General features: G+C 67.1%; 18 protein-coding genes and 1 pseudogene. 7 read left to right on the top strand and 12 right to left on the bottom strand.

Annotated features, from left to right (window positions below; all coding sequences use genetic code 11):
• Window positions 1–106: 106 nt before the first annotated feature.
• The 7 genes and pseudogenes from A5646_RS22315 to A5646_RS22285 form a co-directional block, all read right to left on the bottom strand.
• A pseudogene (locus A5646_RS22315) lies at window positions 107–634 on the bottom strand (MCE family protein); the annotation flags it as partial.
• Window positions 624–1,679 carry a virulence factor Mce family protein gene (locus A5646_RS22310; protein WP_066870552.1) on the bottom strand — a complete coding sequence of 352 codons (1,056 nt, stop codon included), beginning with the start codon at window positions 1,677–1,679 and terminating at the stop codon, window positions 624–626. The gene A5646_RS22310 and the pseudogene A5646_RS22315, both read right to left, overlap by 11 nt.
• A complete protein-coding gene (locus A5646_RS22305) occupies window positions 1,679–2,881 on the bottom strand; it encodes an MCE family protein (protein ID WP_067024231.1) in 1,203 nt (400 codons plus the stop codon). The genes A5646_RS22310 and A5646_RS22305 overlap by 1 nt, the downstream gene beginning before the upstream one ends.
• Before the next feature lie 19 nt (window positions 2,882–2,900).
• Window positions 2,901–3,743: an ABC transporter permease gene (locus A5646_RS22300; RefSeq protein ID WP_007772500.1), complete on the bottom strand. Its 843-nt coding sequence runs from the start codon at window positions 3,741–3,743 to the stop codon at window positions 2,901–2,903.
• Between the two features lie 19 nt (window positions 3,744–3,762).
• Window positions 3,763–4,527, bottom strand: coding sequence for an ABC transporter permease (locus tag A5646_RS22295; protein ID WP_014379050.1), 765 nt, complete (start codon window positions 4,525–4,527; stop codon window positions 3,763–3,765).
• A gap of 234 nt (window positions 4,528–4,761) precedes the next feature.
• A complete protein-coding gene (locus tag A5646_RS22290) occupies window positions 4,762–5,676 on the bottom strand; it encodes a 3-oxoacyl-ACP reductase (protein ID WP_066870561.1) in 915 nt (304 codons plus the stop codon).
• 44 nt (window positions 5,677–5,720) lie between these two features.
• On the bottom strand, window positions 5,721–5,912 hold the full coding sequence (locus A5646_RS22285) for a ferredoxin (RefSeq protein WP_007772497.1): 192 nt from the start codon (window positions 5,910–5,912) through the stop codon (window positions 5,721–5,723).
• A gap of 213 nt (window positions 5,913–6,125) precedes the next feature.
• On the opposite strand from A5646_RS22285, the gene A5646_RS22280 reads away from it, so the two are divergent.
• The 5 genes from A5646_RS22280 (at window position 6,126) to A5646_RS22260 (ending at window position 11,033) form a co-directional block, all read left to right on the top strand.
• Window positions 6,126–7,307, top strand: coding sequence for an acyl-CoA dehydrogenase (locus A5646_RS22280; RefSeq protein WP_066870564.1), 1,182 nt, complete (start codon window positions 6,126–6,128; stop codon window positions 7,305–7,307).
• A 28-nt stretch (window positions 7,308–7,335) separates the two neighbouring features.
• On the top strand, window positions 7,336–8,433 hold the full coding sequence (locus A5646_RS22275) for an acyl-CoA dehydrogenase family protein (RefSeq protein ID WP_066870567.1): 1,098 nt from the start codon (window positions 7,336–7,338) through the stop codon (window positions 8,431–8,433).
• Between the two features lie 5 nt (window positions 8,434–8,438).
• Window positions 8,439–9,950 carry a long-chain-fatty-acid--CoA ligase FadD17 gene (fadD17, locus tag A5646_RS22270; RefSeq protein ID WP_067024227.1) on the top strand — a complete coding sequence of 504 codons (1,512 nt, stop codon included), beginning with the start codon at window positions 8,439–8,441 and terminating at the stop codon, window positions 9,948–9,950.
• A 58-nt stretch (window positions 9,951–10,008) separates the two neighbouring features.
• On the top strand, window positions 10,009–10,230 hold the full coding sequence (locus A5646_RS22265) for a hypothetical protein (RefSeq protein ID WP_066877078.1): 222 nt from the start codon (window positions 10,009–10,011) through the stop codon (window positions 10,228–10,230).
• A gap of 89 nt (window positions 10,231–10,319) precedes the next feature.
• A complete protein-coding gene (locus A5646_RS22260; protein WP_066870573.1) occupies window positions 10,320–11,033 on the top strand; it encodes a hypothetical protein in 714 nt (237 codons plus the stop codon).
• Here the strand turns inward: A5646_RS22260 and A5646_RS22255 are convergent.
• The 4 genes from A5646_RS22255 to A5646_RS22240 form a co-directional block, all read right to left on the bottom strand.
• Window positions 11,019–12,569, bottom strand: coding sequence for an acetolactate synthase large subunit (locus tag A5646_RS22255; RefSeq protein ID WP_066870576.1), 1,551 nt, complete (start codon window positions 12,567–12,569; stop codon window positions 11,019–11,021). The two genes, A5646_RS22260 and A5646_RS22255, sit on opposite strands and share 15 nt — an antisense overlap.
• Window positions 12,566–13,393 (bottom strand): amidohydrolase family protein, encoded by an 828-nt coding sequence (locus A5646_RS22250; protein WP_066870579.1) that lies wholly within the window; start codon window positions 13,391–13,393, stop codon window positions 12,566–12,568. The genes A5646_RS22255 and A5646_RS22250 overlap by 4 nt, the downstream gene beginning before the upstream one ends.
• A gap of 97 nt (window positions 13,394–13,490) precedes the next feature.
• Window positions 13,491–14,258, bottom strand: coding sequence for a fructosamine kinase family protein (locus A5646_RS22245; protein ID WP_067024224.1), 768 nt, complete (start codon window positions 14,256–14,258; stop codon window positions 13,491–13,493).
• Entirely contained in the window at window positions 14,255–15,907 is a 1,653-nt protein-coding gene (locus tag A5646_RS22240; protein WP_067024221.1) for an acyl-CoA synthetase, read from the bottom strand. Before A5646_RS22240 ends, A5646_RS22245 begins: the two co-directional genes overlap by 4 nt.
• 70 nt (window positions 15,908–15,977) lie before the next feature.
• Here A5646_RS22240 and A5646_RS22235 point away from each other — a divergent pair, with 70 nt between their 5' ends.
• A complete protein-coding gene (locus tag A5646_RS22235; RefSeq protein ID WP_197497920.1) occupies window positions 15,978–16,805 on the top strand; it encodes a crotonase/enoyl-CoA hydratase family protein in 828 nt (275 codons plus the stop codon).
• Between the two features lie 131 nt (window positions 16,806–16,936).
• Here the strand turns inward: A5646_RS22235 and A5646_RS22230 are convergent, their stop codons facing one another.
• Window positions 16,937–18,160, bottom strand: a complete 1,224-nt coding sequence (locus tag A5646_RS22230) for a cytochrome P450 (protein ID WP_066870591.1) — start codon at window positions 18,158–18,160, stop codon at window positions 16,937–16,939.
• Window positions 18,161–18,204: 44 nt separating this feature from the next.
• Here A5646_RS22230 and A5646_RS22225 point away from each other — a divergent pair, with 44 nt between their 5' ends.
• Complete coding sequence (locus A5646_RS22225) at window positions 18,205–18,927, top strand: acetoacetate decarboxylase family protein (protein ID WP_067024218.1); 723 nt, start codon at window positions 18,205–18,207, stop codon at window positions 18,925–18,927.
• Window positions 18,928–19,104 lie beyond the last annotated feature (177 nt).

The raw sequence follows: 19,104 nt of genomic DNA, 5'->3' as shown, positions 1-19,104 counted from the left end.
CGGCGCGCTGGACGGCGTGACGTCGCTGTCGCGCACCCTGGATCGCCGCGACGAGGCGCTGCAAAGCCTTCTGGCGCACGCGAAGTCGGTCACCGGCGTGTTATCCCAGCGCGCCGCGCAGCTCGGGGTTGGCGTCGTGCAGCGTGTCGGTCAGCACGTTCAGCGCCTTCTCGAACTGCGGCTTGTCCAGATTGTTGGCGTTTTGCCCCAAGTCCTCGAGCGCACCGGCGAGCGTGTACGGCGTCGTCGTGCGGCTGAGCGGGATGGTGGTCGCCTTGCCGCCACCGGCCGGGGTCACCGAGATGGAGCGCTCGCCGAGGATGGTGTCGGTGCGGATCGCGGCCAGCGACTGGTCGCCGACGGCGACGTGGCGGTCGACGCTGAAGCTGATCTTGGCGCTGTCGCCGGCCAGACCCACCGAGGTCACCTTGCCGACCTTGAAACCCGAAACATAAACGGCGTTGCCGGGATTGATGCCGCCCGCGTCGGTGAAGTAAGCGTCATAGATCTTGCCCTGCGGCCAAAACGGCAATCCGGAGTAGCCGAACGCGATGAGCACCACGCAAACCACCAGCACCACACCGAAAATGCCGGTGCGCAGTGGATCGCGCTCATGCCTTGCGTTACTTGGCAAAAGCACACCTCCCCTTGCTGGGATCCACCTGGCCACCGAGCGGCAGCAGGATGTCGCTGCCGGCCGGGCCGTTGATCTTGATCGTCACCGAACAGAAGTAGATGTTGAAGAACGACCCGTAGGCGCCCAAGGCGGACAGCCGCAGGTAGTCCTCGCCGAGCTGTTCGACGTCGTTGTTCACCTCGGCCTTGCGGTTGTCTATCTCGGTGGCCAGCGGCCGGGTGTTCTCCAGGATGCCCTGCAGCGGCCGGCGCGAATTCTTCAGCAGGTCCGTCAAATCCGTCGTCGTGGAGGCCAGCGGCGGGATGGCGCCCGCGATGTCGTCCTTGTGCTGGGCCAGCCCGGTGATCAGCTGCTGCAACTGGTCGACGCTGGCCGAGAACTGCGCGCTGCGTTGATCGACGGTCGTCAGCACCGTGTTGAGGTTGTTGATCACGTCGCCGATGAGCTGGTCGCGCTGGCCCAGCGCCGAGGAGAACGCGCTGGTGTCGGCGAGCACGTTCGACAACGCCCCGCCCTGGCCCTGCAGCAGCTGGATGACAGCGCTGCTGATCGTGTTGACCTTGTCCGCGTCAAGTCCTTTGAGCACCGGCCGCAGACCGCCGAGCAGCGCGTCGAGGTCCAGTGCGGGCTGGGTGTGCTGGCTGTTGATCGTCGCGCCGGCCGGAAGTTTGCGCAGCTCACCGGGGCCCGACGTGATCTCCAAAAACCGGTCGCCGACCAGGTTTTCGTAGCGAATCACCGCGCGGGTCGACGAGTAGAGCGTGTAGCGCTTGTCGACGCCGAACTTGACGTCGATGGTGTTGTCGGGGTTGAGCTTGATGTCCGACACCGCCCCGACCGGTACGCCGGCGATGCGCACCTTCTGGCCCGACTTCAGCCGCGACACGTCGGTAAACGTTGCGTGATAAGTGCTTTCGGGACCGAACCGGAAGTCACCGAACACCACCACCAGACCTGCCGACACCAACAGCATGGCCACCGCGAAGATGCTGACCTTGATCATCATCTCGCGGTGCGACGGCATGCCCGAACTTTCCGGCATCAGAAGTCGTCCCGTTCCGCGAAGGCGCCGTGGAACAGGAACTGCAACGTCGAGGGCGCGTCGAACTGCAGTTCGGTGAACGGCTCGTACGGGATGTTGGCGTTGTCGGTCACCAGGAACGGCGCCCGGTACCACGACCCGCCGTGTTGCTTGTTCGGGATGTCGGGCAAGCCGCGGCAGTTCGGACCGCCGGAGGCGTTCACGACCGGCAGCGATTCCGGATACGTATAAGACGGCGCACCCAGCACGAAGCTCGACGACGTGAACAGGCCGGCTTTCTTCACACCAAGGATCGGTCCGAACTCCTTGAGGCCTCGGTCGATTCCGGCGAAAAGGCAGCCGAATTCCGGCGAGTACTCGGCGGCCACCTTGAGCGGCGCCCGCAGCCGGTTGATCGCGTCGATGAAGTCCTGTTCGGCCGGGGCCAGGGTGTCATACGCGTTGTTCGACAGGCCGATGGTGGCCAACAGCGTGTCGTTGAGGTTCTTCTGCTGGTCGACGACCGTCTTGTTGATCGTCGGCAGGTTGTCGACCACGGTCGTCAGGTCCGGCGCCGCGTCGGCGTAGGTGTTGGCCACGAACGCGGCCTTGCGGAAGTCCTCCTGCAGGGCAGGCAGCTTCGGGTTGGCCTGGCGCGTCAGGGTATTCAAGCCCGACAGGATGCCGCCCAGGTCGTCGCCGTGACCGCGCAGGCCTTCCGCGAACGCGCTGAGCGTCCCGTTGAGTTCGACGGGGTCGATCTTGTGCAGCAGGTCCATCAGCGACTGGAACAGCGTGTTGACTTCCAACTGCACCGAAGAGGCCGCGACGTGCGCATCCGGGCGCAACGACGTGGGCGAAGGCGACTGTGGCGGAATGAATTCCACCGCCTTGGCGCCGAAGATGGTGTTACCCGCGATGTGCACCGCCGCGTTGGACGGAATGAAATGCAGGTCGTCGCTGTTGATTCCCAGCGTGAGCCGCGCCTGGTCCCCGGAATAGTCGATGGTTTCGACCTTGCCGATCTGGATGCCCCGGTACTTGACCTTGGCGCCCTTCTCCATCACGAGCCCGGCCCGGGGCGCCGACACCGTGACGGTGTCGATGGACGCGAATGCCGCTGTATAGGAAAGGTAGGTCAGCACGGCGAAAGCCACCATCAGGCTGGCCAGCACTGCTGCTGCCAGCCGGACGGTTGTGCGTCGCGCGTCTGTGTTCGCCATGTCCTTTTAAGCGGTCCTCTTATCCGGAGAGGTTGAAGTTACCGGACGCTCCGTACACAGCGAGCGAGATGAACAATGTGATGACGACCACGACGATCAGCGACGTCCGCACGGCTTGGCCGACAGCGATGCCCACGCCGACCGGACCGCCGTGGGCGTTGTAGCCGTAATAGGTATGGACCAGCATGACCGCGATGGACATCACGATGGCCTGCAGGAAAGACCACAGCAGGTCCGACGGGATCAGGAACGTATTGAAGTAGTGGTCGTAGAGGCCCTTTGACTGCCCGTTGATGTAGACCGTGGTGAAGCGGGCCGCGAAGAACGCGGCCAGCACCGACAGCGAGTACAGCGGGATGATCGCGATGAGCCCGGCGATCAGGCGGGTTGATACCAGGTAGGACACCGAGTGCACCGCCATGCATTCGACGGCGTCGATCTCCTCGGAAACCCGCATGGCGCCCAGTTGCGCTGTGGCACCGGCACCGATGGTGGCGGCCAGCGCGATGCCGGCGATCACGGGCGCGACGACCCGGACGTTCAGGAATGCCGAGAGGAATCCCGTCAACGCCTCGATGCCGATGTTGCCCAGCGACGAATAGCCCTGCACGGCAATGACACCGCCGGAGGCCAGCGTCAAGAAGGCCGCCACACCGACCGTGCCGCCAATCATGACCAGGGCCCCGGCGCCCATCGTCATCTCGGCGATCAGCCGGACGGTCTCCTTGCGGTAGCGGGTCAGCGCGTTGGGGACATACCGCATGGTCTGCCCGTAGAACAACGCCTGCTCGCCGAAGTCGTCGACCGGCTCTTGCAGGCGGGTGAAGATGCGGCGGAACCGCAGCGTGGCGTCGTAACTCATCGCGTGCTCACCCGTTCCGTCACTTCGCCGAGATCCGCACGCCGATGGCGGTCATCACCACGTTGATCACGAACAGACAGATGAAGGCGTAGACCACCGTTTCGTTGACCGCGTTGCCGACGCCCTTGGGGCCACCCTTGACGGTCAGGCCGCGGTAGCAGCCCACCATGCCGGCCATCACGCCGAACAGCAGCGCCTTGACTTCGGCCAGCACCAGCTCGCGCAGCCCGGTCAGCACGGTCAATCCGTTGATGAAGGCCCCGGGGTTGACGCCCTGCAGGAAGACGGAGAACACGTAGCCGCCGGAGAGACCGATGGCGCACACCAGCCCGTTGAGCAGCAGGGCCACCACCGTGGAGGCCAACACGCGTGGCACGACCAGCCGCTGGATCGGGTCGATGCCCAGCACCCGCATCGCGTCGATCTCCTCGCGGATGGTGCGGGCCCCGAGGTCGGCACAGATCGCGGTGGCGCCGGCACCGGCCACGACGAGCACGGTCACCACCGGGCCCAGCTGGGTGATGGTGCCGAAGGCCGTCCCGGCGCCGGACAGGTCGGCGGCGCCGATCTCGCGCAGCAGGATGTTGAGGGTGAAGGCCACCAGGACGGTGAACGGGATGGACACCAACAGCGTGGGCACCAGCGACACGCGCGCGATCATCCACGTCTGATCGAGAAACTCACCGAATTGAAACGGCCGGCGGAATGCCGCCCGGCCGGTATCCATCATCATCTCGAAAAATCCGCCGACGGCGCGGGCGGGGACCGCGAGTTGTTCCCTCAACGCGGTCCCCCCCTCGGTTTGGTCTCGGCGAAGTCTATGTGTGGCCTTTGCATCGTCTACGGTCGCTCGTGGCTCGGTGTGAGCCGGATCATATTAACCCAGAACAAGTTCACCATGTCAATGAACAGCACTTCTTATCCGAACCGTTAATTCGGCTGGTCAGAAGCACTTGTCAGGTGTCAAACTGACACACGTTCTACCTGGCGATTCCCCCAATCGGCCAGCCGTCAGCGGCTATTGTTCCATCAGCGCGCTGGCGGAAAAATTGTGCTCAGGATCACGGCCAGCAAAGTAATCCTGCAGCGTCGAACTCAGCTGCGCGGGGTCCCACGCGGCACCGTCGGCGCTGAATTTCCGCTCCACGGTCGGCGCGGCGACCAATGTCACCTGTGGACCGTAGACGATGAAGACCTGTCCGTTCACCTCGGCGGCCGCCGGTGACGACAGGAACTTCACCAGATTGACGACGTGCTCGGGTGACAAGGGGTCGATGCCGCCCGCTTCCACCTCGGGTGCGTCGCCGAAGACGTCGGCCGTCATCGCGGTGCGGGCGCGGGGGCAGATGGCGTTGGCGCAGACACCGTAGCGGCCCAGAGCTCGTGCGGCCGTCAGAGTGAGCGAGATGATGCCGGCCTTGGCGGCGCCGTAGTTCGCCTGCCCGACCGGACCGACCAGTCCGGCCTCCGACGCGGTGTTGACGATCCGCCCGAAGATCTGGCCGCCCGCCCCCTTGGCCTTGGACCGCCAGTAGGTCGCCGCGTTGCGGGTCAGCAGGAAGTGACCGCGCAGGTGCACGGCGATGACGAGATCCCACTCCTCGTCGGACATGTTGAACAGCATCCGGTCGCGGGTGATGCCGGCGTTGTTCACCACGATGTCGAGGCCGCCCAGCGAGTCGGCCTGAGCAACCAGTTCGTCGGCGGTGGCGCGTTCGCTGATGTCGCCGGCCACAGCGACGGCCTTGGACCCGGCGGAGTTGATCTCGTCGATGACGTCGGAGGCGTCCAGCGCCGCCGCGATGTCGTTCACGACGACGGTCGCGCCCTGGCGGGCCAGGCCGAGCGCCTCGGCGCGGCCCAGGCCCGCGGCCGCACCGGTCACCACCGCGACCTTTCCGGAGAGATCGGTCGCGTTCGTGCTGCTAGTCAATTTATGAATACCTCTAGTTTCGGGTTACGCGCTCGGGGCTCGGATTAGTCGCCGCGCTGAAGTGCCGCGCGCGGGCATTCGGCGATAGCCTGCTCGGCCAGCTGCTCCTGATCGGCGGGAATCGGGTCGAGCTTCACCACGGCGTAATCCTCGTCGTCCAGGTCGAAGATATCCGGGGCAATTCCCAAGCACACTGCGTTACCTTCGCACCGGTCACGGTCCACGATCACCCGCACAGCACCCTCCTTGAACCTGGCCTTCACCGCAAGACTCGCTTCATCAGCATGTAGGTCCACCATAGGGCCCTGACACCGCTGGGGAAACGGTCGCTGGATTCCCAGACTAGAACGTGTTACAACCGGGAAGGCGAACGGGTAGCCGTTGGTCGAGCTGCGGCCTGTGACGAGGGTTGTCACTGAAGAACGTCGTAAATCTGAAGGACGGCTGAAATGCGCATCAGTTACACCCCGGAACAAGAGGACCTGCGTCGCGAGCTGCGGTCGTACTTCACCGCGCTGATGACCCCGGAGCGCCGCGAGGCGCTGACCTCGACGGGGGGCGGCGAGGTCGGGACGGGCACCGCGTATCGCGACACCGTCGCGCAGATGGGCAAGGACGGGTGGCTCACCCTGAACTGGCCCAAAGAGTACGGCGGCCAGGACCGCTCCCCGATGGACTCGCTGATCTTCACCGACGAGGCCGCCATCGCGGGCGTGCCGGTGCCGTTCCTGACCATCAACAGCGTCGCGCCGACCATCATGGCGTTCGGCACCGAGGAACAGAAGAAGTTCTTCCTGCCCAAGATCGCCGCCGGCGAACTGCACTTCTCCATCGGGTATTCCGAGCCGGGCGCGGGCACGGACCTGGCCAATCTGCGCACCACCGCGGTGCGCGACGGTGACGACTACGTCATCAACGGCCAGAAGATGTGGACCAGCCTGATCGCCTACGCGGACTGGGTGTGGCTGGCGGTCCGCACCAACCCGGACGCCAAGAAGCACCGCGGCATCTCGATGCTGACCGTGCCGACGACCGCCGAAGGTTTCTCCTGGACGCCGGTGCACACCATGGCCGGGGTGGACACCAGCGCCACCTATTACTCCGACGTGCGCGTGCCGGTGACCAACCTGATCGGCGAGGAGAACGGCGGTTGGAAACTAGTGACCAACCAGCTCAACCATGAGCGGGTGGCGCTGGTCTCGCCGCAACCGATCTTCCTGGCGCTGCGCGAGGTCCGCGAATGGGCGCAGAACACCAAGGACGCCGGCGGGGCGCGGTTGATCGATTCCGAGTGGGTGCAGATCAACCTCGCCCGGGTGCACGCCAAGGCCGAAGTTCTCAAGCTGATCAACTGGGAGTTGGCCTCGGCCACCAGTGAAGCCCTGTCGCCCGCCGATGCGTCGGCGGCGAAGGTGTATGGCACCGAGCTGGCCACCGAGGCGTACCGGTTGCTGATGGAGGTGCTGGGTACCGCGGCGACGGTGCGCCAGAATTCGCCCGGCGCATTGCTGCGCGGCCGGGTCGAGCGAATGCACCGGGCCTGCCTGATCCTGACGTTCGGCGGCGGCACCAACGAAGTGCAGCGCGACATCATCGGCATGGTCGCCCTCGGTCTGCCTAGAAACCGCTGAGCCGCTACGTAATAGAAGGACGGACGTCATGGATTTCACCACCACCGAAGCGGCGCACGACCTCGGCAACCTGGTCGACACCATCGTGGACTCGGTATGCACCCCCGAACACCAGCGCGAGCTCGACGGGCTCGATCAGCGCTTCGACCGCGACCTGTGGGCAAAGCTGATCGACGCCGGCATCCTGTCCAGCGCGTCGGCCACATCGCTGGGCGGTGACGGCTTCGGCGCGCTCGAGCAGATCGCGATCCTGGTGGCGCTGGGGCACCAGCTGGCCGCCGTGCCCTATCTGGAGTCGGTGGTGCTGGGCGCCGGAGCGCTGGCCCGGTTCGGTTCCGAAGAGCTGCAACAAAACTGGGGTGTGCCGGCGGTCAAAGGCGAGAAGACGCTCAGCGTTGCCCTCGACGGTGAGATGGGCGAGGGGCCGGTGCGGGCGGCCGGCGCCGGTGCGGGCTACCGGCTGACCGGGACGCGCACCCAGATCGGATTCGGCCCGGTGGCCGACGCGTTCCTGGTTCCCGCCGAAACCGATTCCGGCACAGCCGTTTTCCTGGTCGCCGCCGACGACCCGGGCGTCACGGTGACCGCGCTGGAAACCACCGGCCTGGGCAGCGTCGGGCATCTCGCCCTGGACGGAACCGAGGTGGACGAGAGCCGCAAGGTCGGGGGCGCCGAGGTCGTGACCTGGCTCGGCACGCTGGGCACCTTGGGGCGCAGCGCTTTCCAGCTCGGGGTGCTCGAGCGGGGCCTGCAGATGACGGCCGAATACGCCCGCGAGCGTGAGCAGTTCGATCGCCCGATCGGCAGCTTCCAGGCGGTGTCACAGCGGCTCGCCGACGGTTACATCGACGTGAAGGGGTTGCGGCTCACGCTCACCCAGGCGGCCTGGCGGGTCTCGGAAGACATCGCCGCCGAAATCGACGTCGCCAGTGCGGCGTTCTGGGCCGCCGAGGCCGGTCACCGGGTGGCGCACACCATCGTGCACGTGCACGGCGGCGTCGGCGTGGACACCGATCACCCGGCGCACCGCTACTTCCTGGCGGCCAAGGAGACCGAATTCGCCCTCGGCGGTGCCACCGGTCAGCTGCGGCGGATCGGCCGGGAGCTGGCGGAGACGCCCGCTTAGGCGCAATGGATCTCACCGACGACCTGACGGTCACCAAGCTGCTGGAGCCGCTGACCGAGATCGACGATCGGGGTGTGTACTTCGAGGACTCGTTCACCAGCTGGCGCGACCACCTGCAGCACGGTGCCGCGATCGCCGCGACGCTGCGGGCGCGGCTCGACCCCGCCCGGCCGCCGCATGTCGGCGTGTTGTTGGAGAACACCCCGTTCTTCTCGGCGATGCTGGTGGCGGCGGGCATGTCGGGGATCGTGCCGGTGGGACTCAACCCGGTGCGCCGGGGCGAGGCCCTGCGGCGCGACATCGCCAGGGCCGACTGCCAATTGGTGCTGGCGGATTCGAAATCGTCTGAGACGCTGGGTGATATCGAGCACCTGAACGCCGACTCGCCCGAGTGGGCCGAGGAGGTCGCCGCGCACCGCGACGCCCCGATCTCCTTCCAGGCCGCCTCGCCGGCGGACCTGTTCATGTTGATCTTCACCTCGGGCACCAGCGGCGAGCCCAAGGCGGTCAAGTGCAGCCACGGCAAGGTGGCGATCGCGGGCGTAACGATGTCACAGCGCTTCGGCCTGGGCCGCGACGACGTCTGCTACGTGTCGATGCCGCTGTTTCATTCCAATGCGGTGTTGGTCGGCTGGGCGGTGGCGGCGGCCTGCGAGGGCTCGATGGCCTTACGGCGCAAGTTCTCTGCTTCGAATTTCATCGTCGACGTCCGTCGTTACGGCGCCACCTACGCCAACTACGTGGGCAAGCCCCTGTCGTATGTGCTCGCCACGCCGGAGCGACCCGACGATGCCGACAATCCGCTGCGGGCGGTCTACGGCAATGAGGGCGTACCCGAGGACATCGAGCGCTTCGGCCGCAGGTTCGGGTGCGTCGTGCAGGACGGGTTCGGTTCCACCGAGGGCGGCGTGGCCATCGCCCGCACCCCCGATACGCCGGCGGGTTCACTGGGGCCGCTTCCACAGGGCATCGACATCATCGATCCCGACACCGGGGCGTCCTGCCCGCCTGGCGTGGTCGGCGAATTGGTCAACACCGCGGGGCCGGGGCGTTTCGAGGGTTACTACAACGACGAGGCGGCCGAAGCCGAGCGTATGGCCGGCGGGGTGTATCACAGCGGTGATCTCGCCTACCGCGACGACGCCGGCTACGCGTATTTCGCTGGGCGGCTGGGCGATTGGATGCGGGTCGACGGCGAAAACCTGGGCGCCGCCCCGATCGAGCGGGTGCTGCTGCGCCACCCCGACGTCACCGAGGTCGCGGTGTACCCGGTCCCCGACCCGAGGGTCGGCGACCAGGTGATGGCGGCGTTGGTGATGGCGCCGGGCACCGAGTTCGAGGACGAGAAGTTCCGCGCGTTTCTGGCCGAGCAGCCGGACTTGGGACCCAAGCAATGGCCGTCGTACGTGCGGATCACTACCGAACTGCCGCGGACGGTGACCTTCAAGGTGTTGAAGCGCCAGTTGGCCGCTCAGGGTGTGGACTGTGACGACCCGGTGTGGCGGATCCACCGCTAGGGACCCGGGTCGTGCGTTGCCGCCGGATGTGCGGTCCACACAGTAAACTCAGCGCTTGATGAAAATCCGCGAAACGATCGCCTGCTCGATCCTGGTCGGGTCGCTGGGTGGCGCCGTGCTCGGGCTGGGCTCCGGTTTGGCCGCGGCGGATCCGCCTCCGGCGCCTCCCCTGCCTCCGCCACCGCCGCCGCTGGTGTGGTCGCCGCCGACGCCGGACCGCGAACCGTGGGAAGTCCCGCCCCCACCGGAGCAGGGGCCGCCGCTCCCGCCGGCGGGCTGATGGTTTTGCCGACAAGGAGACGCGATGGTTGATGCGCCGGTCCCCCACCTCGGCGTCGCTGTGACGCGCGCCGATAACGGAACCAGCGCATGACGGCACGCCCACTCGAGCTCGCGCTGGAAGCCAGCTTCGACCAGCTTGCCGCCGCGGTGCCGGCGAACGTCGGCGTCGCGATCGCCCGGCCGGACAGAACCTTTTCGCTGGGCAGCTGGTGGTCGGGCGTGGCATGGTCGACCATCAAGGTGCCGTTGGCGATAGCGGCGCTGCGCAACGATTGGCTGGGCGCGCGCGATTTGGTCGTCAAGGCGATCACCGAATCCGACAACCGCGCCTCCGAACAGTTGTGGTCGCAGTTGGGCGAGCCCGCGCAGGCGGCGCGACGGGTGCAGGTCGTGGTGGCCGAGGGCGGTGACACCGCGACGGTGGTCGAATCGCGTCGACTGCGCCGCGGGTTCACCGCATTCGGCCAAACGCAGTGGAGCCTGCAGCGCCAAGCGCGGTTCGCCGCGGAGCTCTCGACCATCCCCGACGCCGTCGAAGTGATCGACCTGATGCAGCGCCTGGTCACCGGCGACCAGTGGGGCCTGGCCGCCAAAGGCATTGCCGCCAAAGGTGGTTGGGGGCCCGGTGTGCACGGCGAGTACCTGGTCCGGCAATTCGGCATCGTCCCCACCCCGGCCGGCCACTGGGGCGTGGCGCTGGCAGCCGATGCGCACGACGGCGCGTTCGAGACGGGCGTCGACGTGGTCAACACGATGACGGACTGGCTGCTGAGCCGGTTGCCGACCCTAGCCCGTTATTGACGGCACCACGGCGTCGATCAGATGCGGCCCCGGTTCGGCGAAGGCGTCGCGCAGCGCATCGGCCAATTCCTCGGCCGTGGTGACGCGCCGTGCGGGTACTCCCATGCCCTCGCTGATCTTCACGAAATCCATTGTCGGGTCAGATAAGTCGAGCAGTGACAGCGCTTCAGGGCCGGGCGCCGACCCGGCGCCGACGCGTTGCAGCTCGATGCGCAGGATGTCGTAGGCGCTGTTGTTGTACAGCACGGTGGTGACGTCGAGGTTCTCCCGGGCCTGGGTCCACAATCCCGAAATCGTGTACATGGCCGAGCCATCGGATTCCAGACACAACACCGGGCGATTGGGGGCGGCCACCGCGGCGCCCACCGCGGCCGGTATGCCGTAGCCGATCGCCCCACCGGTCAGGGTCAGCCAGTCGTGCGCCGGCGCCCCGGCGGTCGCCTGGGCGAGCAGCACGCCCGAGGTGTTCGACTCGTCGACCACGATGGCATTTTCGGGCAGCAGCGCCCCGATCACATCGGCGGCCGACGCGGAGGTCAGCGGGCCCCTCGGCAGCGGAGGACGCGATGCGGCGGCCACCGGCGCCTCGGTGCCGGGTGCCACCTGGTCGGCCAAAGCGATCAAAGCCTCTGCTGCACCGCTGTATTCGGCGAGCACGTGCACCTCGCAGCCGGCCGGCACCAGATCGCTGGGCATGCCGGGGTAGGCGAAGAACGACACCGGCGACTTGGCGCCGGCCAGCACCAGATGCTTGGCGCCGTCCAGCTGGGCCGCGGCGGCCTCGGCGAAATAGGCGAGCCGGTCGACCGCGGGGACGCCGGCGCCGCGCTCCAGCCGGGTGGGGAAGGTTTCGCACAACACGCGCGCACCCGTTGCCGCCGCAATGCGGGCGGCCGCCGCCAGCCCGGCACGGCGGGTGGCGTCGCCGCCCACCATGATCACCGTGGGCTCGCCGGAGCCGAGCACCTCGAGCACCTCGGGCGCCAACAGCGGATCGGCGCTCGCCGGCTGCGCATCCAGGTTGGAGAACAGCTGGGCGCCGTCGGACCAGGACACGTCGGCGGGCAGGATCAGCGTGGAAATCTGTGAACCCCACCGGCTGGCCGCGATGCCCTCGACGGCGTCGGCCGAAACCTGGGAGGCGTCAGCGGTCCGGCGCACCCAGCCCGAGACGGTGCCGGCCAGCGCGTCGATGTCGGATTCCAGTGGGGCGTCGTATTTTTTGTGATAGGTCGCGTGGTCGCCGACGACCACCACCATCGGTACCCGCGCACGGCGCGCGTTGTGCAGGTTGGCCAGGCCGTTGCCCAGTCCGGGTCCCAAGTGCAGCAGCACCGCGGCCGGTCGATCGGCGATGCGCGCGTAACCGTCGGCCGCTCCGGTGGCGACCCCCTCGAACAGCGCCAGCACGCCGCGCATCCGCGGCACGGCGTCCAGCGCCGCGACGAAGTGCATCTCCGACGTGCCCGGGTTGGCGAAACACACGTCGACGCCGCCGTCCACCAGGGTGTTGATCAGGGCCTGGGCACCGTTCACTTGACTGCCTCCAGTCGGAAAACTCGTTCGGCGTTGCCGCGCAGGAAATCTCGGCGGGCCTCGTCGGACAGCCCGAGGTCGTCCAGTCCCGCCAGCGCGTGCTCGTGGGTGATCATCGGATAGTTGGTGCCGAACAACACCTTTCGTTGCCCGGTACCGGTCTTCATGAACCTGACCAGTTCATCCGGCAACCGCTTGATGGTGTACGCCGAGGTGTCGATGTAGACGTTTTCGTGCTTGCGGGCCACCGCGACCATCTCCTCGGTCCACGGATAGCCGACGTGACCGCAGACGATCACCAGCTCCGGGAAATCGAGCGCCACCTGGTCGATGTAGGGAATCGGCCGGCCGGTCTCCGACGGGCGCAACGGACCGGTGTGACCGACCTGGGTGCAGAACGGCACCCCGGATTCCACGCACTGGGCAAACAGCGGATAGTAGCGACGATCGGTGGGCGGGGCATCCCACAACCACGGCACCACCCGCAGGCCGACGAACCCTCCGTCGGCTATCCGGCGCCGCAACTCCCGGACGGCTTCCATCGGGCGGTCCAGGTCGACGGTGGCCAGCCCGGCGAGCCGATTCGGGTGCGCGGCAATCCATTGCGCCACCTCGTCGTTGGAGACCAGGTCGGCTCCCCCCGGCCCCCGCCAGGCGCTGAGCACACCCACTTCGACGCCGGCGACGTCCATCGACGCCAGGGTCGCCTCGATCGGGATATCGGTGTCGGGGATCGACCCGCCCGTCCACCGCCGCAGGGATGCCAGCATGTCGCTGCGCAGGAACCGCGCAGTCGGATGCTGCATCCAGACATCGATCGTCATGCGATTGGACTTTAGCCCGCCGACGATGCGCGCCGCGGAGCGGCGGGAGGAGGAGACGGGCAATCAACACCAGACCGGGCCCGGCCGCCCTCCGATCTCAGAGGGTCAGCGCGGCGCGGGCGCAGGCGTGCGTCTGCTGCGCGTACCCGCCGCCGAACAGCGCCACGTGCGCCAGTAGCGGGAAGAGCTGGTGCAGGCCGGTGCGGTCGCGCCAGCCGGGCCGCAGCGGTCGCACCCGCTGATAGCCGTCGATGACCGCGTCGAAGTGGGGGCAGCCGAACAGCGCGAGCATCGCCAGGTCGGTCTCGCGGTGACCGGCGTGTGCGGCCGGGTCGATGAGCACCACACCGTCGGGCGTCCACATCACGTTGCCGCTCCACAGATCGCCGTGCAGCCGCGCCGGGGCGTCGTCGTCGTCGAAATCGCCCGCGCGGCAACGGGCCGCGACGGAGTTCACGGCGTCGCGGGTGGCGGCGTCCAGGCCCGGGGCGGCGAGTTCGGCCATCGGGGCCAGCCGCTCCTCGGCATAGAACTCACCCCAGCGCCGGTGCGGGCGCAGCGAGAGCGGCAGGGGCTGCGACAGCGGCCCGAAAAAGCCCGTCCCGGCCCAGCCGTCCGGCCCGGCGCCGAACGCCGCGGCGCCCGCGTCGTGCGTGACGGCCAGCCGGTTGCCGAATGCGCGCGCGGCCTCGGGGGTGGGGCGCACGGAGTCAAGGCGCCGCAGGGTCAGGCTCGTGTCATCGACGGCGACGACCTGCGCGCACGGCACGCCGCCGTCGACATCGGAAAGCCATTGCAGCCCTGCGGCTTCCCAAGCGAAGAAGCCGGTCGGTGCGGCCGGATTACGTTTGACGAAGTCGGTCACGCAGTGGCGTGAGCGGCGTGCACGTCGTCGGCCGGGCGGGCCTCGGTCTGCTCCTTGGCCCAGCGGTAGTCGGGCTTGCCCGCGGGCGACCGCTTGACCTCGTCGACCAGCCACAGGCTGCGCGGCACCTTGTAACCGGCGATCTCGGAGCGCACGAAGCTGTCCAGCTCCGACAGCGTCGGTCGCGATCCCGGCCGCGGCTGCACGACGGCGGCGACGTGCTGGCCGTACCGCGCGTCCGGCACGCCGACCACCAGGGCGTCGAAGACGTCGGGGTGGCCCTTGAGCGCGGCCTCGACCTCCTCGGGGTAGATCTTCTCGCCGCCGCTGTTGATCGACACCGAGCCGCGGCCCAGCATCGTGACGGTGCCGTCCTCCTCGACGGTCGCGAAGTCGCCGGGGATGGCGTAACGCACGCCGTTGAAGGTCTTGAACGTCTCGGCGGTCTTCTTCTCGTCCTTGTAGTAACCGACCGGGATGTTGCCCTTCTTGGCAATGAACCCGCGTACTCCGGAGCCGGGCTTGACCTCGTTGCCCTGTTCGTCGAGGACGACGGTGCGGTGGTCGATCGTCACGCGCGGGCCGCCGGCATGCGGCGCGTCCTTGGCGACGATGCTGGTGCCGCCGAATCCGGTCTCCGATGAACCGATCGAGTCGGTGATGACGCGGTTGGGCAGCAGCTCGAGGAACTTCTCCTTGATGCTCGGCGAGAACAGCGCCGCGGTGGAGGCGAGCAGGAACAGCGACGACAGGTCGTACTCGTTTCCCTTGTCCTGGTGCGCAAGTAGCGCGTCGAGCAGCGGTCGCGCCATCGCGTCGCCGGTGAAGAACAGCAGGTTCACCTTGTGTTCGTGGATCGTGCGCCAGACCTCGTCGGCGTTGAATTCCGGTGCCAGCACGGTGGTTTGGCCCGAGAAGATCGACATCCAGGTGGCCGACTGGGTGGCGCCGTGGATCATCGGCGGAATCGGGTGGCGGACCATCGGTGGGTTGGCCGCGGCGGCCTTGGCCAGGTCGTACTCGTCCTTGACGAATTCGCCTGTGGCGAAGTCGGTTCCGCCGAACAGCACCCGGTAGATGTCCTCGTGGCGCCACATCACGCCCTTCGGGAAGCCGGTGGTGCCGCCGGTGTAGAGCAGGTAGATGTCGTCGGCGCTGCGCGGGCCGAAGTCGCGCTCGGACGAGCTGCCCGCGATCGCCGAATAGAACTCGACGCCGCCGTAACGGCTGAAGTCGTTGTCGCTGCCGTCCTCCACGACCAGGATCGTCTTGACGTCGGGGGTGTCGGGCAGCACGTTGGCCACCCGGTCGGAGTACTGACGCTCGTGCACCAGCGCGACCATGTCGGAGTTCTCGAACAGGTAGCGCAGCTCGCCCTCGACGTAGCGGTAGTTGATGTTCACCAGGATGGCGCCCGCTTTGACGATGCCGAGCATCGCGATGACGATTTCGATGCGGTTGCGGCAGTACAGGCCGACCTTGTCGTCCTTTTTCACCCCTTGCTCGAGCAGGTAGTGAGCCAGGCGGTTGGCCTTCTCCTCCAGCTGGGCATAGGTCAGCTTCTCGTCGCCGCAGATCAGGGCGACACGGTCGGGCACAGCGTCGATGGCGTGCTCTGCGAGATCGGCAATATTCAAGGCCACGGCCACCAAATTAGAACGTGTTACATTTCGAGGCAAGCTCGTGCCCATTGTCGAGGGAAAGGCGGTAGCCGTGACCGTGGAGAATGCCGGAACCCCAGCAAACACCGAAAACGGGGAGACCGGACCGGACGCGCTGGTGGAACAGCGTGGTCACACCCTCATCGTGACCATGAACCGGCCGCACCGCCGCAACGCCTTGAGCACGGAAATGATGGAAATCATGGTCCAGGCCTGGGACCGCGTGGACAACGACGACGACATCCGCGTCTGCATCCTGACCGGGGCCGGTGGCTACTTCTGCGCGGGCATGGACCTCAAGGCAGCAACGCAGAAGCCGCCGGGCGAGTCGTTCAAGGACGGCAGCTACGACCCGTCGCGAATCGATGCCCTGCTCAAGGGCCGTAGGCTCAAGAAGCCGCTCATCGCGGCCGTCGAGGGCCCGGCCATCGCCGGGGGCACCGAGATCCTGCAGGGCACCGACATCCGGGTGGCCGGTGAGAGCGCCAAGTTCGGCATCTCCGAGGCCAAGTGGAGCCTGTACCCGATGGGCGGCTCGGCCGTGCGACTGGTGCGCCAGATCCCCTACACCGTGGCCTGCGACCTGCTGCTCACCGGCCGGCACATCACCGCCGCCGAAGCCAAGGACATCGGCTTGATCGGCCACGTCGTTCCCGACGGGCAGGCGCTGGCCAAGGCGCTCGAGATCGCCGAGGTGATCGAAAACAACGGACCGCTGGCCGTGCAGGCGATCCTCAAGACGATCCGCGAGACCGAGGGCATGCACGAGGAAGAGGCCTTCAAGCCCGACACCGCCAACGGGATACCGGTGTTCCTCTCCGAGGACTCCAAGGAGGGCCCCCGCGCGTTCGCCGAGAAGCGCAAGCCCAACTTCAAAAACCGCTAGGCCGGGGCCCCACCTCGCCGAGCGTGCCCCCCCTCGCCGAGTGCCCCACCTCGCCGAGCGTAAGCGCACTGCGAAATTGCGCCTGTTTTTCCGCAGCGCGCTTACGCTCGGCGCAAACGGGATGCAGAGAGTCAGCTCAGCAGCGGCGCGCTCGGGGTGAACACCACCGGCATCGCTTCCAGGCCGCTGACGAAGTTCGCCGGCCGCAGCGGCAGCGTCGAGTCGTCATCGGCCAGCCGCAGATCCGGTAGCCGCTTGAGCACCCGCTCGGTCATCATCGACAGCTCGAGCCGGGCCAGCTGGTTGCCCAGGCAGAAATGCGTGCCGAAGCCGAAGGCCATGTGGCTATTCGGGTTTCGACGAATGTCGAAGTTGTCCGGGTCTTCGAACACGGACTCGTCGAAGTTGCCCGACTCGAAGAGCAGCATGATCTTCTCGCCCTCGCGCAACGAGGTGCCGTGAAAGTCCGTATCAGCCGTCAAAGTTCTGCACATGTTCTTCACCGGCGATGTCCAGCGCAGCATCTCCTCGATGGCACCGGGAAGCAACGACGGGTCGCGCACCAGGGCCTCCCACTGGTCGCGGTGGCGCACCACCTGCTCGGTTCCGCCGCTCAGGGTGTGCCTGGTGGTCTCGTCGCCGCCGATGAGGATGAGCAGCGTCTCCATGACGATCTCGTCGTCGGACATCCGCTGCCCCTCCACCTCGGCGTTGACCAGGATGGAGAACAGGTCGTCGGTGGGCTCGGCGCGCCGCTTGGCGATGATGTCCATGGTGAACGCGGTGTAGGCGGCGAAAGCCTCCATGACGGTTTGGAATTCGGCCGACGCCGGGTCGATGTGGGAGCTCAGCCCGCACACCAGGTCGTCGGACCACTTCAACAGCATGCTGCGTTCGGAGGGCAGCACGCCCAGCATGTCGCCGATCACCGCCATCGGCAGCGGGGCGGCGATGTCGCGGACGAAGTCACACTCGCCGCGCTCACACACCGCGTCGATCAGCGTGTCGCACAGCTTGGCGATGGACGGCTCCTTCTCCTTCACCCGCTTGCGGGTGAAGCCGGCGTTGACCAGCTTGCGCCGCAACAGATGCGCGGGATCGTCCATGTCGATCATGTAGGGCATGCCGGGCTGGTCGGGACGGATGCCGCCCGTGCTGGAGAACAGTTCCGGATTGCGTTCGGCGTCCAGGATGGCTTGGTAGGTGGTGGCACCGGCCAGGCCGTTGCGATCCCGAAACACCGGATGGTTGGCGCGCATCCAGCGGTAGGCCTCGCGCGAGGTGTGACGGTCCGCGTAGAAATTACCGTCTGCCAGATCGATGTTCGAGATTGCTTCCGGGATGGTCGAAGTCATCTACAGCCTCCAAATGTGTTGACGAGCGGATTACAGTAACCGGCATGCCTGAGTCACAACACGTAGTTGCGGGGACGGTCCTCACCATGCCGGTGCGGATACGAAAAGCGGATGTGCATACCGCGATGTTTTCGGTGGATGCGCAAGCGGCGCAACGCCTTATCGACTACAGCGGCCTGCAAGTCTGCCAGCACCGCCGCGGCCGGGCGGTGGTGAACCTGATGCTGGCCCGCTATATCGACGGCGATCTGGGGCAGTACCACGAATTCGGCACGGCGGTCATGGTCAACCCGCCCGGCTCGACGGCGCGCGGCTGGCGAGCACTGGGCGATGCGGCCGCGTTCATCCACCACCTGCCCGTCGACCAGAGCTTCACCCTGGAAGCGGGCCGCTCGATCTGGGGATTCCCAAAGATCATGGCGGAGTTCACCGTTCGCGAGCAGGGCCGGTTCGGATTCGACGTCAGCGCCGATGGCGCGCACATCGCGGGCATCGACTTCGCCCGGGGAGTGCCGGTGCCCTCGATGTTCACCTCGCGCCCGCAGGTGCTCAAGACCTACACCTTCGCCGAGGGCACCACCCGGGAGGTGCCCTGGGAGATGCGGGTGCGCGGGCTGCGCGGCCAGCCCGGCGGGGCGACGCTGCGTCTGGGCGATCACGCCTACGCCAGGGAGCTGGCGTCGCTGGGACTGCCGAAGCGGGCGATGATCTCTGGATCCGTCGGCCACGTCGAGATGACGTTCGGCGACGCCCACCCGCTCGGCTGACCGGCCGGGCGCGCGCTGCTTCGTCGTCGGGCGTGCCATCCGGACAATCTAGAACGCGTTCTAAGCCCCTGGCAAGAAAATTAGAACGTGTTCTAGTTTGGCGCGCGCGGCCGTCAGATCAGCGTCGCCAGCTCGCGGACCTGCTCCGTACTGCGTCCGGACACCACCATCATGGTG

The sequence above is a fragment of the Mycobacterium sp. 1245499.0 genome (assembly GCF_001673615.1).
Lineage (GTDB): Bacteria > Actinomycetota > Actinomycetes > Mycobacteriales > Mycobacteriaceae > Mycobacterium > Mycobacterium europaeum_A.
This window is presented reverse-complemented; position numbering and strand designations above follow the sequence as displayed.

Coding starts and splice junctions, on each gene's coding strand:
- A5646_RS22310 (WP_066870552.1), bottom strand. CDS start 1,679: ATGCCGGAAAGTTCGGGCATGCCGTCGCACCGCGAGATGATGATCAAG.
- A5646_RS22305 (WP_067024231.1), bottom strand. CDS start 2,881: ATGGCGAACACAGACGCGCGACGCACAACCGTCCGGCTGGCAGCAGCA.
- A5646_RS22300 (WP_007772500.1), bottom strand. CDS start 3,743: ATGAGTTACGACGCCACGCTGCGGTTCCGCCGCATCTTCACCCGCCTG.
- A5646_RS22280 (WP_066870564.1), top strand. CDS start 6,126: ATGCGCATCAGTTACACCCCGGAACAAGAGGACCTGCGTCGCGAGCTG.
- A5646_RS22275 (WP_066870567.1), top strand. CDS start 7,336: ATGGATTTCACCACCACCGAAGCGGCGCACGACCTCGGCAACCTGGTC.
- fadD17 (WP_067024227.1), top strand. CDS start 8,439: ATGGATCTCACCGACGACCTGACGGTCACCAAGCTGCTGGAGCCGCTG.
- A5646_RS22265 (WP_066877078.1), top strand. CDS start 10,009: ATGAAAATCCGCGAAACGATCGCCTGCTCGATCCTGGTCGGGTCGCTG.
- A5646_RS22260 (WP_066870573.1), top strand. CDS start 10,320: ATGACGGCACGCCCACTCGAGCTCGCGCTGGAAGCCAGCTTCGACCAG.
- A5646_RS22250 (WP_066870579.1), bottom strand. CDS start 13,393: ATGACGATCGATGTCTGGATGCAGCATCCGACTGCGCGGTTCCTGCGC.
- A5646_RS22230 (WP_066870591.1), bottom strand. CDS start 18,160: ATGACTTCGACCATCCCGGAAGCAATCTCGAACATCGATCTGGCAGAC.
- A5646_RS22225 (WP_067024218.1), top strand. CDS start 18,205: ATGCCTGAGTCACAACACGTAGTTGCGGGGACGGTCCTCACCATGCCG.